9 protein-coding genes are annotated in these 14,936 nt (G+C 70.8%); all 9 read left to right on the top strand.

The window, feature by feature from the left end; all coding sequences use genetic code 11:
- Positions 1-29 precede the first annotated feature (29 nt).
- The 9 genes from LBW94_RS01025 to LBW94_RS00985 all read left to right on the top strand — a co-directional run bounded on the left by LBW94_RS01025 (position 30) and on the right by LBW94_RS00985 (position 14,930).
- The gene (locus LBW94_RS01025) at positions 30-3,572 is read left to right on the top strand and encodes a tubulin-like doman-containing protein (RefSeq protein ID WP_225055857.1); all 3,543 of its coding nucleotides are present in this window, start codon (positions 30-32) and stop codon (positions 3,570-3,572) included.
- 8 nt (positions 3,573-3,580) lie between these two features.
- Positions 3,581-6,205 carry a hypothetical protein gene (locus tag LBW94_RS01020; protein ID WP_225055858.1) on the top strand — a complete coding sequence of 875 codons (2,625 nt, stop codon included), beginning with the start codon at positions 3,581-3,583 and terminating at the stop codon, positions 6,203-6,205.
- 12 nt (positions 6,206-6,217) lie between these two features.
- Positions 6,218-8,212: a hypothetical protein gene (locus LBW94_RS01015; protein ID WP_225055859.1), complete on the top strand. Its 1,995-nt coding sequence runs from the start codon at positions 6,218-6,220 to the stop codon at positions 8,210-8,212.
- A 1-nt stretch (position 8,213) separates the two neighbouring features.
- Positions 8,214-11,054 carry a hypothetical protein gene (locus tag LBW94_RS01010; RefSeq protein WP_225055860.1) on the top strand — a complete coding sequence of 947 codons (2,841 nt, stop codon included), beginning with the start codon at positions 8,214-8,216 and terminating at the stop codon, positions 11,052-11,054.
- Positions 11,051-12,025, top strand: coding sequence for a hypothetical protein (locus LBW94_RS01005; RefSeq protein ID WP_225055861.1), 975 nt, complete (start codon positions 11,051-11,053; stop codon positions 12,023-12,025). Before LBW94_RS01010 ends, LBW94_RS01005 begins: the two co-directional genes overlap by 4 nt.
- Positions 12,022-13,182, top strand: a complete 1,161-nt coding sequence (locus tag LBW94_RS01000; protein ID WP_225055862.1) for a TRAFAC clade GTPase domain-containing protein — start codon at positions 12,022-12,024, stop codon at positions 13,180-13,182. The genes LBW94_RS01005 and LBW94_RS01000 overlap by 4 nt, the downstream gene beginning before the upstream one ends.
- A gap of 61 nt (positions 13,183-13,243) precedes the next feature.
- Positions 13,244-13,711 (top strand): hypothetical protein, encoded by a 468-nt coding sequence (locus LBW94_RS00995; protein ID WP_225055863.1) that lies wholly within the window; start codon positions 13,244-13,246, stop codon positions 13,709-13,711.
- 17 nt (positions 13,712-13,728) lie between these two features.
- Positions 13,729-14,367 (top strand): hypothetical protein, encoded by a 639-nt coding sequence (locus LBW94_RS00990; RefSeq protein WP_225055864.1) that lies wholly within the window; start codon positions 13,729-13,731, stop codon positions 14,365-14,367.
- A 290-nt stretch (positions 14,368-14,657) separates the two neighbouring features.
- A complete protein-coding gene (locus tag LBW94_RS00985; RefSeq protein WP_225055865.1) occupies positions 14,658-14,930 on the top strand; it encodes a helix-turn-helix domain-containing protein in 273 nt (90 codons plus the stop codon).
- Positions 14,931-14,936 lie beyond the last annotated feature (6 nt).

The raw sequence follows: 14,936 nt of genomic DNA, 5'->3' as shown, positions 1-14,936 counted from the left end.
CCGCACACAGATCGAATGAAGGATCCAGGATGAAGCGTTTCCTCGTGGTCGGGTGCGGTGGCTCCGGCGCCGTCACCCTCGCGTACATGATGGACCAGCTGCGATCCGACCTGGGACGCTGGAACATCGGCGCCATCCCGGCCGGATGGCAGTTCGTCAGCATCGACGTTCCCACCGCGCCCGGTGGCCTGCCCGCGGGCCTGCGCGACGTGCGCGACCAGGGCGGCAGCTATTTCGGCGCCGCGCCGCAGGGCGAGAAGTACTCGGTACTCGACAACGCGCTCAGCCACCGGTTGCGGCAGAAGGACAAGCTCGGCACGATCGCGACCTGGGCGCCACGCGATCCCGCGGCCGTGCCGGTGCCGGTGACCTCCGGCGCCGGACAGTACCGCGCGGTCGGCCGGATGATCACGCTCAGCCAGGCGTCCGGTATCGCCCAGCGGCTGCGCACCTGCTGGGATCGGCTGCATTCCCAGGAGACCGATTCGGAGATGCGCGGTCTGTCCTTCCCGGGCGGTGATCGGTACGAGCCCGACGACCGTCCGCTGGTGCTGGTGGTCTCGTCGATGGCGGGCGGGTCGGGCGCGTCGATGGCGCTGGACGTGTGCCGACTGCTGAGCATGATCCCGGGGCTGGACCCGCTGTCGATCGGCGTGTTCATGGTGACCGCCGACGTGTTCGACCAGCTCGGGCCCGCCGCCACCGCGGGGGTGCGGCCGAATTCGCTGGCCATGCTCGGGGAGATCATCGCCAGCCAGCTCGGCTCCGCCCGCGATCACGATGTGGACCTGTTGTCCGCCTTGGGCTTACAGCGCGGAACCGGCGACGAGGTCCCCTTCGGGCGGGTGTTCCCGGTCAGCCGCACGATGGGCGCGATGAACGCCCCCTTCGGTGACGGCACCCCCGAGGCGATCTACCGCGGCCTGGCCCGCGGGCTGGCCGGTCTGATGATGAGCGGCCGGGCCGCCGCCCAGTTCGTGGACTACGACCTCACCAACTCCGTCGGCACCGCCGGTGAGCGCGACCATGTCGGCTGGGGCGCGCGGTACTGGGACCATCTGCCCTGGGGCAGTTACGGTTTCTCCAGCCTGAGCATGGGCCGCGAACGCTACGCCGAGTACGCCGCGCAACGGCTGGCCCGCAGCTGCGTCGACCGGCTGCTCGACGGCCACACCGACCCGCTCGATCGCGCGACCGACGATCAGCAGATCGACGCGATCCTGGACAGCCAGTGGGGAACGGTGCTGACCCGCACCGGACTCGGCGCGCACGATCTGGCCCCGCACGACGTACTGGGCTGGCTGACCGGCATCCTGCTGCCCCCGCACGACCTCGACCGGATGATCGACCGGATCGCCGAAGGCGTGCTGCGCCCGGCCATTCCACGCGCCGACGGCATGCACGCCAAACAGTGGGTACCCGACTTCTACGCCGCCATGGACCGCGACGACCTGCGCCGGCGGCTGGTGGCCGCCTGCGCCCGCGAGGCCGATGTCCACGCCTTCGAATGGTCGCGGCGGGTGACCGACGCGATCGTGGCCGAGATCTCCGACGCCATCGCCGCGATCGGGCTGCCCTATGCCACCGCCGTGCGGCACCGGCTGGCCGTGCACATCGGCGACCGGATCCGGGCCGGGGCCGAGGATCTGGCCAAACACCGGCCGGTCGATATCGCCGATCCGCCACCGGCGGCCCGGCAGTTCCTCAAGGGGCTGCGCGGCACGATCAAACTCGGGCGGCCCGTCATCGACTCGCTCGTCGCCGACTACCGGCCGAAGCTGCGGCAGCAGGTGCTGGCCGGGCTGTCGGCGAAGATCGCCGATCTCGCCACCGCGATGGTGCCGGATGTCCTCGGCCCACTGCTCGAGGCGCTCGACGATCCGCACACCGCGCTGCGCGCCGCGCGGCAGAAGCCCGCGCAGGACATCGGCCTGGCACTGCTGGCCACCGACCAGTACGCCGCCTGGCCCGCCGACAGCGCGCACGTCCCGAAGCGTTTCGTGCACGCGAACAACGAGGTGATGCTCACGCCCTCGACACAATTCGCCGCGCAGTACGCCGCGGATCTGCCGCAGGCAGTGGCCGGGGATGCCGCGACGCCTCCCCCGCTGGCCCAGGCCACCCAACTCGCGGCGACCATCGTGGCCACCGGCATCTGGACCACCCGCGACGGCTCGCGGGCCCCCGGCATCCGCACACCGCTGATCGAGCGCACCGCCGTCTGGCGGCCGAAGACCTTCGTGCTCGATCCGGCCACCGGCACCCAGCTGCCGCCGCCGTCACCGGCCCGGTTCGTCGTGCATCTGCGCTCGGACGAGATCATCGACCGGGCACGGGCTTTCGTCGCCCGCCAGGGCGAATCGTTCGACCGGTTCGTCAAGGTCAGCCTGCGCGAATTCCTCGCCGACCGCCGCGAGACGCCGGCGGTGCTGGCCCAGCGCAGCGCCGAGATCCAATCCCGGTTCATCGACGCCCTCGAACTGGCCCGGCCACTGGCCGGGGTGGACAGCGAAGCGCTCGGCATCCTGCACCCGAACCAGCCGCTGTGCTACCGGTACAAGTTCTCCTCGATCCCGTTCGCCGACATGGCGATCGCAGCGGACCTGCTCGCCACGCTGCGCAACAAGACCACCATGGAAACGACGGTCGAAACCTCCTTCACCGCCTCGCTCGACAGCGAGGACGGCCTGACCCGCATCGACATCTTCGGCTCCTTCCCCAACTACTCCCCGCTGGTCTTCCGCTCGGTCCTCGATCCCGCCGCCCGGCAATGGGACGGATCCGCCCGCGCGCAGCAGACCGAGTTCTGGAAGTGGCGCCGCGCTCGCCCGCTGCCGGCCGCGCTGCCCATGCACGACGAGGAACGTCGTGCGATGACCGCCGGCTGGTTCCTGGGCCTGAGCCTCGGACTGATCCAGATCCCCCGCCCGCCCTACGACAAACCGGTCCGCATCTGGGACGACGAACACGGCGAATGGCTCGACTTCCCGCACCCGCTGCTCACCCCACCGGACCGCCTCGGCCCCAACGACTGGCTACCGGCGGTCCTGGAATCGATCCTGCTCGCCATGGCACACGCCCACGACGCACCCGTGCTGCACTCGCTGCGTCCGTACCGGACCCTGCGGGCGATCTACGACGCCTCCCCCTACGATCCCGCCGGCGGACTCACCGTCCGATCCGCGGAAACCCTGGTCACCGACTGGCTGCGCACCGGCAAGACCCGATCCGGCGCACCACGCGGGGCCGGCATCGCCGAGGCCGCCACCATCGGCACCCGCGCCGACGCGCTGATCGAATGGTTCGAATCGGTCCACGAATTCTGCGGCACGGTCTACCTGCCGCGCGGCGCCCGGCACACGCCCGGCGGCAAGTTCTCGGCCATCTCCAGCCGCGAATTGGCCGCGCAGACACCGCTTTTCCGTGATCTGGCACCCGATGTGCACCGGGTGACCGCGGAGCTGGCCGAACTGGTCCGGCGCTGCGCTCCGCGCGCCGCGCAACCCGATTGGCCACAGGATCCGGACGAGGGCGCCGACTCCGAGCCGATCGTGAGCGGCGGGCCGTTCTGATGCGCAGCGTGACGGTGATCGTCGCACCGCCGGGATCGTCGGCGGCGATCCGCGACGTGCTGACCGATCTGTCGGCGACCGGACTGGTCCGGGACGTGTTCTGGCTCGACCACGGCGAGATCGCGGCGCCGCCCGGCCGGACCCCGGTGCTGCGCCTGCGCGACGGCGCCGGCACCGCGATGCGGCTGGCCGACATGCTGGCCGGTCCCACCCCGGTCGCGCACGTCGCCATGTGTGTGCTGGTCACGACGATGCCCGGGGACGCAATCATCAGCCGGGCCGACGAACTGGCGTTGTCGGCCTACCTCGACGAGCATCGGAATCAGGACGCGGTGTTCGACCGGCTGCGGGTGCTCGTCGCCCACGCCGGCGCCGAACTGCCGCCCGGCGCGCAACCGGCCTTCGCGGGCCGGCACAACTTCGTCGTCGCGCCCGAGGACGCGCACGGCCCCGCGCTCGGGCACGAATCGCTGACGACCGACGATCCGGTGCTGGTGGCCCGGTATGCCACCCCGGTGCTGGTGGGCCTGTGCGGCCTGTGGTCGGTGGTCGACCACAGGCCGCTGGACGGCCTGGACCCCTTGCCCGGCGAGACGCTGCGGGTGGTGCGATCGTTCTATCGTCGGCTCGACTGCGGCGCCGTCTCCGGACAGTTGCGCGGGCGACTGCTCGACGTCAGCGGCCGGACACCGCTGCCGTACAACCGGATCGCTCCGGTGATCTACGTCGGCGACGTGGCCCTGGAGACGCACCGGATGGCCGAACAGCTGTGGGCGAAACACGCCTCGACACTGAAGGGCCCGCGACAGCAACCCGCCGGGCAGCACCGGCCGACGATGATCGGCTGGCGCGAGGTCCTGCGCATGTTCCTGTCCTTCGTCTGGGCGACCCTGCGCAACACCCCGAACGCCTGGCTGCGGCGCTTCGCCGACGAACGCGCCACCACCACCGCCCGGATCATCCAGAACCTCGTCCTCGGCAACGAATCCGCCTATCGGGTGGTCGTCGACGGCAAGACCGCGGACGGGCGCGCGGCGCGGTGGACCGCCTATGCTCCCGCGGCCCGGCAACTCGCCGACGCGCTCGGCGCATCCGGCATGCTGCCGACGGGCCCGATCCCGACATCGGATCTGTCCGCGCTGTGGCGGGATTACGCCTCCGCGGCCCTCACCCTCTGCGACGCCCAGGAACGCTCGGATCGGTTGCCGCCGGCGCAGATCGGGGTCAACCGGGCCATCGTGCCCACCACCGACGACGTGATCCGCGCACCGCAGCGCGCCTTCCGGGTGACCCCGGACGCGCTCGCGGCGGAGGCCGGCATCGCCTCGGTGTCCCCGGCCGACATCCCGGGGATCGTGGCGCTCGCCGAGCGGCTGCGCACCATGACCGTCGACCGCTCGCTCGAGACCGATGCGGCCGATTCCATTGCCGCCCTGGACAAATGGACGGCAAGCCTGCGCCGCACCTTCGGCTGGGCCTTCGGGCGGCGCCTGGACGACGAACTCGGCAACACGATCCTGGAGGTCCGCCGTCTGCTCGCCCGGATCGTCGCGGTGGCCGCCGGGGCCGGGCCGCGCATCGCGACCGGCCGGCAACGGTTGCTGGTCGCGCTGACCTGGTGTACGTCGGTACTGTTCGTCCTCGGGCTCACGGCCGACATCACCGTCGTCGCCACCGGCCGGCTGTCCCTGCGGCGGGGAGCGGAGATCGCGGCGGGCTCCACGATCGTCCTCACCCTGGTGATGCTGATCTCCTTCGTGCTCACCCAGCGGGAGCTGTTCCGGCTGATCAACCGGCTCCGGCAGGACGCCGGCGCCATCGACGTGGACAACCTGAACCTGTGTACCGCGCTGCGGGACGTCGAACGGCTCAGCCAGGCCACGGCCCAGTACCAGTCCTGGTCACAGGTGCTCGGCTCGTTCCTGGCCGACCCGCTCGGCTTCACCGGCGCCCCGGACGAGCGGGCGGCGCGGATCCGCTGGGGGCTGCCCCGCAGTACCGCGGTCGGATCGGCCTGGCCCGACGATCACGAGGTGGACGAGGTGGCCGCGGATCTGCGCGCCACGCTGTTCCGGGTCGGCTGGCTGTCGGCGCCGTGGGCCCGGATCGTCGGGTCGGTCGGCGAACAGCTCGGTCCGGTCGCGCGCGATGTCCGGCGCGATCCGGATCTGATCCAGTCGCTGCCCGGCGCCGGATCGGGCTCGATCCTCGACATCTGGGCACAGCGGATCACCGCCGACGGGGTGCCGGCCTGGGGTTCGGCGGCGATGTGGCGCGACGCGCTGCGCGAGCTCGGCGCCGGCCGCATTCGCGATCGGCTGATCCGTGCGGTCGAGTATTTCGAAAACGGTTCGGCACAACGTGTTTCGGTGGAGCACTTCCGCGCCGGCATCGGCGACGCCGGACCGGCCGCCGCCGGCCACTTCGACAGCGCGCTGTTCACCGACCCGGCCGTGGCCGGATGGCGGAACCGGGTCACCGCCGACTCCCCGTTTACCTTCACCGAGCCGGACCTGGGCTGGATCGCGGTGACCACGCAGTTCAGTGACGGCGTGTCGTTCGACGACCTGACTCTCGGCGGCGGCGAGTCCGCACCGCCGCCGCCTCCGCCCCCGCCGACCCCGATCTTCTGAAGGAGGACCGACGTGACACCCTCCGAGGGCACCATTCTCACCGCTCTCGTCGACTGGCGGGACCAGCAGATCCGCCAGCGCACGCTGGAATCCGGCGTGCTCAAGGACGCCCACCTCAACGGCATCGTGCGCTCCGGCGCGACCACCGTCGACGGTATCGCCACCGAGCTGCCGCAGTCGGCCCAATGGGCCGCGATACCGCTGGCCGATCTCATCGAGCGGTATCGCGGCGCGGCCACCGCACCGGCGCACCCGGTGCTGCCGGAGCCGGACGCCGCCGCGGCCACCGCCGTGGAGCCCGAGCCGGACCACAGCCTGGGTCTCGGGCCCGCCGATTTCCCGGACAACGAGGTCGCCGGGTCCGGGCCGGTCGGCGGGATCGAGATCACCGCGACCCGGGACGGCCAGCGATACCGTTGGGCGGCAACCGAATCCGAGTTCCGAGTGACGATCTACCGGGTCGGCTCCGGCGACGACCGCCGGCCCGAGCGCCCCGACCCGCAGCAGTGCGTCGCGGTCACCACCGCCACCGAGGTCGTCGACCGCGCGCCGCTCGACACGGCCGTGCGGTTCGTGGCGGTGTGGCGGCACGTCGGCGACACGGTCGAGAAGGCCCGCAGCGCTCGTCCGGAGCTGGTGGCGCGGGGGCAGCTCATCGCGCCGGTGCAGGACTTCGAGGTCGAGCCCGACCACGACGTGGTGATCGGGCGCTGGTCGGCGCCGCGGAAGACCACGCGGGTGCGGGTCTACCGTATCCCGCACACCGAACTGGCCGCCGCGGGCGAGAAGCACCGGATCTTCCGCGACGCCGCGAACCTGAACGGCTTCATCGACATCGACGCCGAACCCGGTGTCCGGTACCACTATCGGGCGATCAGCGAGGTCGACGCCGGCGACGGCATCATGCTGTCCGAGCCGGTGCAGACCGAACTCACGCTGGCCGGCGACCTGACCGCGATCGGCGACCTGAGCGCGTCGGCCCGGCACTCCGAGGTCCGATCGGTCCTCGATCTGACCTGGACGACCCCGCCCGGGGGCGAGGTGCACATCTATCGGACCGCGGGCCAACCGCCGCCGGTCCTGCGCGAGAAGGTGCTGCCCGTCGAGAGTCTGGCCAGCGCGACCATCGCCGAGGACGCCCGGCTGTCGGTCACCAACCGGGTCCGCAACCCGATCATGCCCGGCCCGACGGCCACCACGTCGCAGATGTCCACGGTCGTCTGGCCATCGGACTGGATCTTCGTCTATCTCACGCCGGTCACCGTGCGCGACGGCCAAGCCTGCGTCGGCGCCACGGTGACCGCCGTGCGCGGCCCGAAGCTGATGGAGCACGTCCGCGTGATCGAACGCTGCGACGAGCAGGTGGTGACGATGGCGTGGCCGGCCGCGGCCGACGAGATCGAGGTGTACGTGGCGGGCAAGCACATTCCGGTCGACACGGTGCTGACCCAGCGCCCGGCCGGAACCATCGACCGCGACATCTACGTCCGCGACGGCGGGCTGCATCTGCCCGAACCGCTGCCGGCACTGGGCTGCCGGGTCCATCTGGTACCTGTGACCTTCGCCGGCGGTCACCGCATCCTCGGCACGGTGACCAGCGTGGACTATCCCGGACTGCTGCGGGTGGGGTACCGGCTGGAGATCGTCACCATCAAGCGGCGCGAACGCTGGTTGCACATCCAGCTGCTCCCCGAATTCGATCTGCCCTCGGCGCCACCGTTCGCGCTGATCCACCACCCGGACCGCTTGCCGCTGAGCATCGAGGACGGCCGGTGCGTCGAAAGCTATCACTACCTGGGAAATCCGGGCGCCGCACCGGTCCGGCGCATCCATCCCGATCATTTGCAGCGCACCGACCCGCATCTGGTCTGGCGCACACCGCTCGGTGATCTCGGCGGCTTCGTCCGCCTGTTCGCCGATATCCGGCCGGAGGATCGCGGCAGGCTCGCGATCGTCGATCCGCCGGTGCGCACCCTGCGGCTGTCCGGATTCGCCGGGGTGAAATGACATGACGGCCCCGAAGAATCGGCTGGGCCGCCCGGCCGAACCGCACCCGAATCGTTTCGTCCAGCTGACCTACACCTCCTACCAGGCGCCGGCGGCGCCCGGCGCGGTGGGCCGCAGCGGCTGGCAGGTCAAGCAGCAGTCGCCGGACATCACCGAGTCCGAGCGGGCGATGCTCATCGGCTGGGTGGCGACGACGGTGAATCCGGTACAGCCGATCCCGCCGTTGCCGACCGCCGCCGACATCGCCGCACTGCCGCGGCGGTTGTGCTACACCCGGCTCGACGACCGGCGGGCCGTGTACTCGCACGCCGCGCCGGCCGGGACCGATCCCGCCGGACGGCCGGGAAATGTCTTCGCGCACATCGTGTTCGACCGCGCGATCGAGTCGGGGCAGCAGGCGACCGAGCCCGGACCGGAACCCGGTGCACGGCCGATCGACCGGTGGCGTTCACCGGACTGGCTGACGCCGTTCGGTCAGGGCGACATAGCGAATGCCAGGCTCGGCGCGCCGGACCTGCCGCCCCGCCGCGGCGAATTCATCGATCGCGCCGCGGTGCTGCGCTTCCTGCTCGGACCGCAGACCTGGCGGATCCGGGTGCTGCGGGTGCTGCTGGACGCGGTCGAGCAGTCCCTGCGACAGGGTCCCCGCGTGGTGCTCGGGGTCGAGGATCCCGACCGGGCCGCACTGTGGATCGGCGCCGTCAGCTACTTCATGGCCGGAACCACGGCGGCCGCGCTGAACTGGACGACGTTCGAGCGGGCGGCCTCGGTGCCCGCCGCCGTCCGCGGCGGGCAGCACATCATCGCAGTCCCGGTGCAGGATCTGCCCGCGATCGAGGACGACGACCGGCTGATCGTCCTGGACGCGACGTGCGCGGTCGAACCCGGTGAGTACGACCGGACCCCGCACTACACGCAGCGCCGCGTTCCCGTCCCGGTCTCCGAATGGTCGGTGCTCGCCGACACCGTCCTGATGGACTACGACACCGCCGAGGAGGCCCTGCGCTGGATCGATGAGCTCGCGGTCCGCCTGAACCGGCTGGAACTCACGCCGAGCTGGCCGCTGGCGATGGTGGTCGCCGAACGGCTGAAACTGCCCGACGCCGAGGCGGAGGCCAAGCGGGTCGTCGCGCGGGACTGCCCGCAGGCCTTCCAGGACGATCCGAATCTGCTGCGCTCGATTCTCGACATCCTGGTGCCCGATCTCGGCACGTCGGCCGAGGACGCGTGGACCGCGCTGGCCGATCCGGATCTCGTCGGTGCGGCCCGGGACGTGGTCCGCAAGAAATTCGTCGAACGCGCGCTGCGCGAACCGGATTGGCTCGGGCAGCAACAGCGGGTGCTGGATCCGCGATTGGCCGGGACCGTCGGCCACGGGGCCACCGATCTGGGCCGCGCGGCGGTGCGGTGCCTGCGCGAGCTCGCCGAGCGGGCCCCGGTGGACCTCGCCGAGGCGGCGGCCGTGTCCCGCGCGGCGGTGCGCACGGCGGAACTGCTGGTGCACGAGGGTCTGCTCGACGGCGAAACCGATACCGGGACAGCGCGTCTGCTGTCCGAAGTGCTCGATCGCGCCCTGACATCGTTGCTGCGCGATCCCGTCGGCGGTCCCGCCTTCGTCTCGGCCGTCGGGCCGGTCACCGACCACGTGCACATCCGTTATCTGCTGCCCGCCGCGGTACCGAACACGCCGACGGACCGCCCACTCGGACAACGGTTCACCGCCGAGGTGGCCGACTGGCTGCGGAGAAAGGCGACGGTCCGCGTCGAGGATCTGTGGGCGAATCGGGCCCTGATCGAATCGCCGGTGTATCACCTGGTGGCCGACGCGGTCTTCCGGGACATCCGCGCCGACGACGGACGCACCGGGCCGAGGTCCGCCTCGCACACGGTGATCGCGCTGTGCCGGGCACTGTACGAGGAGCAGTCCGGGATCGACTGGGCCGCAGCGGATATCGGCGCCCTGTTCCGTGCGGGGCCGTGGGATGCGGGCACCCTGCTGACAGTGGATCAGCGCTGGCCCGTGCTGCCCACCCGCTTCTTCCTGCCGGCCCTGCTGGCGGCGCGCTCGGAGAGCGAGCTGACCGCGATCGCCACCGTGATCAGGAACCGCGCGGCGAGCGGCGGGCCGGCGCCGCTGCGCGCGACCCCACCGGACGACGTGGCCGACGGCCTCGCCCGGTTGTGGGCGGTACTGGCCACAATCAACTGGTCGCTGGTCGAACCCGAGGACGTCGAGCACCTGCGGCAACTGCTCGACGACTACGGCCGGCGGCCGGAGGTCCACCTGCCCTCGCCGCTGGACACCAACCTGGCGATCACCTATATCTTGTTGCGCGCGGGGGAATTCGACCTCGCGGAGCCGGGCGGTCCCCGGCGGCGCCGGCAGCTTCCGGACGATTCGAGCTACGGCAAGATCCTGGCCGGCGCCGTGTCGAAGGACCCACGGCGGGTCGTCTCGGTGGTACTCACCCTGGTCGGCCACAACCTGCTCGAGGCCTACGAGCTGTGCGCGACGGCCGTGCTGGCCGCGCGCGGACCGCACCAACCCGCGGCGCTGTCCTTCGACGATCCGCTGCGATCGATGCAGATCGACGGCGGCACAACCATTGTGGAACATATCGCGAAACATGTCCTGCGCGACCCGCACTACTGGGGCGCGCCCGCGAATCCGAACGAGCTCGCCGATGCCGTCCGGGACCTGTCGACGGCCCGGCAGCCCGGCGCGGACCCCTACCTCTGGGAGGCCGCCGAGCAGTTCGCCCGGACCTGGCATCCGCAGGCCGGGGATCGGCATGCCGAGTACCGCAGGACATCCGAGACGACGAGGGCGGTGTCCTGGTGACGACCAAGTACTTTCTCGACCGCGGTGGCCGGATCATCCTGCCGCCCGGCCCGTTACGGGTCCGGGCGGAGAGCACCGAGGGTGGCGCCCGGATCGACCTGGTGCGGTCGGACCACACCGCGACCGCGACGGTGACGGTCCGGCCGGGTCAGCTCGACATCCCGGTGATCGATGCGCGGAGTGTGATCGCCACCTTCCCCGTGGCCGGCGCACCGGTGTTCCGCGCGGGTGCGGCGGTCCGGTTGTTCCTCGAAACGGCCGCCGAACCGAACCGCGCCGACGGGCTCCAGGTCGAGGTGGTGCAACAGGATGTCGCCGGACTGTATCGCGCCGAACTCGTCCGGCTCGATCCGTCCGGCGGCGGCATCGAGGTGAGCGTGCACCTGCCGGACGAGCTGAGCCCGGCGGCCCGCACGGCCTGCCACCTCGCCCACGAGATACTGGGCGGCACACCGGGACAGCGGGTGCGGGCGGAGACCGTGGAGGTGGCGATCGATGCCACCGCCTCCATGGCGCCGCGACTGGCCGACGGTTCGGTCGCGACGCTGGTCGATCTGCTCACCGGCGTGGTCAGGGCCGTCGACGGTGAGGTACATCGGGTCCGGATCATCGGCCCCGCAGCGGTATTCGTGCCGACCCGGCCGGTCGCGGAACTCGCCGGCCGGATCGGCGCCCGGATGCGCGAGCTCGGGATGGGGATCGGCCGCACCACCGGGGAGCTGTCGGCGGACCGGGATCGGGAGGTCGTCCTGCTGATCACCGACGCCCCACCCACCGACACCGCGAGGCGCGGACGCGGACTGCGCTACCTGACGCTCACCGCCACCGCCGGAACGGATTTCGCCACCACCACCCGCATCGACCCCGAGCAGCTGACCGCACTGCGCGACATCGGCGAGCCGACGCCCACCCTGCGGGAGATCGTGGATCGGCTGCTCGCCACGCTGACCGTAGAGGAGACCCGACCGTGAGCAAATGCCCGCTGTGTTTCCGGACGCTCCCGCCGGATCGCCTCACCTGGATGGCGACCAGCGGCGAAACCCGTCTCGACGAGATCGCCACCGGCTACTACGGCCCCGAACGGGAGGGGCGCCCGATGATCGAGTCGCGGTGGGACCGGAAGAGCAACGCCTTCATACCTTCCCGTGAGGTCGTGTCGACCCGGCTCGGCACGCCGGTCGAGGAGGTCTGCTCGCAGTGTCACTACCCGATCCCGGCGGGCTGGCGGGACAGCGGCACCACCTGTATCGCCCTGGCCGGTGCGCGCGAGACCGGAAAGACCGTCTACATCGCGGTTCTGGTGAAAACGCTGCAATTGTTCGGTGAGCGGATGAATTGTGTGGTGGAACCGAACGATCGGCGCACCGCCGACACCTATCGGGAGCACTACGAGAAGAAGCTGTATCAGGAACGCACCCTGCTGCCCCCGACCGCCAGCTTCGAGACCGACCGGGTTTTCCCGCGCGACCCGCTGGTCTTCCGGCTCGGCCACGTCGGCGGCCGGAAACAACTGCTGGTGATCCGTGACGTGGCCGGTGAGGACCTCCAGATGAAGGACCGCACCGGAACCGCCTGGGCGGAATTCTTCGGCCACGCCGACGGTGTGATCCACATGTTCGATCCGCTGAAGGTGCCGAGTGTGGCGCACCAGTTGCGTGGTCTCATTCCGCCGCAGGAGGAGCACGACGTGACGCCGCTCGAGGTGTTGCAGCGGGTGCTGGCGATGATCGGCCCGCGGCACGGTCCGAAGGTGGCGGTCGTGCTGTCCAAATTCGATGCCCTGCACGAACTACGGAAGGTGACCGGCACCGAATGGCATGCGATCATGGAGAATCCGGGCGCCGGATTCTCCCGTGACCCGGGTCTACGGCCGGGCTCCTACGACAACGACGACGGCGAATTGATCGACGCGGAAGTCCGCAGCCTGCTGTCGAAGTGCGGGGCCAAATCCATTGTGGACGCGGTCGACCGGCCGCACACCGGCGCGCGGTTGCCCGCGCGATTCTTCGCGGTGTCGGCGCTGGGCGCGCTCCCGTCCGGTCAGCAGGTGCACGCGGCCGGGATATCACCGTTCCGGTGTCTCGACCCCACCCGCTGGATCCTGAGCGGAGCGGGCATATGGAATTGACCGAACCGGCGCCGCGCATCGCCCGCGCCGACCGTGCCGACCGTGCCGACCGGAGGTGCCGGTGATCATCGACATTCTGTATCAGCTCGCCATGATCGCGCTCGTCGCGTGCGGCGGCGCGTTGATCGGCTACTGCCTGAAGCTGGTGCGGAGCGCGGACGAGCCGGCCGCGGAGGAGGATTCGACCGCGGACCGGTATTCGGCGGCCGAGCGCGCCGCCGGTCTCGCCGGCGATCGCGACGGCCTGATCAAGGCGATGATCCGCGCCTACGACCTGAGCGAGAACCCGCAGGCCCGGACCCACATCCAACGCGAATTGCGCAGCGTCGGAGTGGTGCCGATCGACATCCGCCCGCGCGGCCCCCTGGACGAGACCCGGCACATCCCCGTCTCATACCAGCCCACCGGTAACAGCGCCGACGCCGGTCTGATCGCGGTGGAGCACCGGATCGGCTGGCAGAACCACGACCACAAGGTGATCCGCCAGGCCGAGGTGGCGACCTGGGTCGCCGCCGACCACCACCGGTGAGAAACGAGGTAACCGCCATGAACCTGTCCACCCGGGGTATGTCCGGCCAGGCCCGGACGCTCCCGTCCCTCCGCGCCTCGAAACAGGTACGCGGCCGCTGGCCACGGCCCGACGATCTCCCGCTCCTGCCCATGCTCGGGATCGTGGCCGGGGGCGTGACCGTGCTGTCGGCGACCGTCGCGCTGCTGGCTCACACACCCGCCGAGGCCACCGTCGCGGCGCCCACGCTGTCGATCCAGGCTGTGCCGCCCTCGCCGCCGCCTGCCCAGCCTGCCGAGGACCCCACCCGCGGTGTCGATCTGCCGTTCGCGATGATCGACTCCGGCAGCTGCCGAGTGGATGCGGCACCGTCGGGGGCCAAGGCCGTGACCTGCCAAACCACCGACGGCAAGCAACTGACCGCCACCACGTACGCCGACACCGACGCTCTGACCTATGCGAAGCAGCAGAAGTACCCGAACGGCTGGTCGGCGGACACGCCTCCGTTCACCTACACCACCAGCAGCGGCAAGGATGCGAACGACAAACGGCCGGCGCTGCGCTGGACCCAGGACGGCACGACCACCCTCGTGGAGGTCCCGGGCTTTCCCGGACAATCGGAGGCACGCCAGTGGTTCCAGGCCAACGCCTCGAAACTTCAGCTGCAACGCCGATGAGCACAGCACCGCTCGGGCGATCGGAGAGCGAATCTCCGGTGACGAGTCGTCGCCGGGTCCCGGCCGTGCGACCCGCCGCCCTCCCGATCGCCGACCGACCGGTATCCGACGGCGGGACCGCGTCTTTCGGCCCGGCTCGCGAGTCAGCCGAGACTATCCCCTCTCATTCGAGAGCCACCGGTCCGCGTCCCGGAGTGACCCGGCAGACCGGCAGCGATTACATGGTGACCGTTCATGGATGGTTCGTGCGCGAGTTCGGGGCTCCGCATACGGGAGTGAGGGATCGAGTCATGGGGGTCGTCGGCGACCGCTACGGAGACATGCCGAACCGTTACGAGCACCCGGCGCTGAGCCGGCGTGAGACCGAGGTGCTGCTGGCCTGGATCCGCTGCGATTCGAAAACGGATGTGGCCGGGCAGCTGTACATTTCGCTCGGCACGGTGAACACCCACCTGGCCCGGGTGCGGGAGAAGTACGCGGCCGCGGGGCGGCCGGCACCCACCAAGGCGACACTGGTCGCTCGCGCGCTCCAGGACGGGTTGATCACCGTCGACGCGTTGTGAATGCCG

The organism is Nocardia sp. alder85J (assembly GCF_020176955.2).
Taxonomy (GTDB): Bacteria; Actinomycetota; Actinomycetes; order Mycobacteriales; family Mycobacteriaceae; genus Nocardia.
This window is presented reverse-complemented; position numbering and strand designations above follow the sequence as displayed.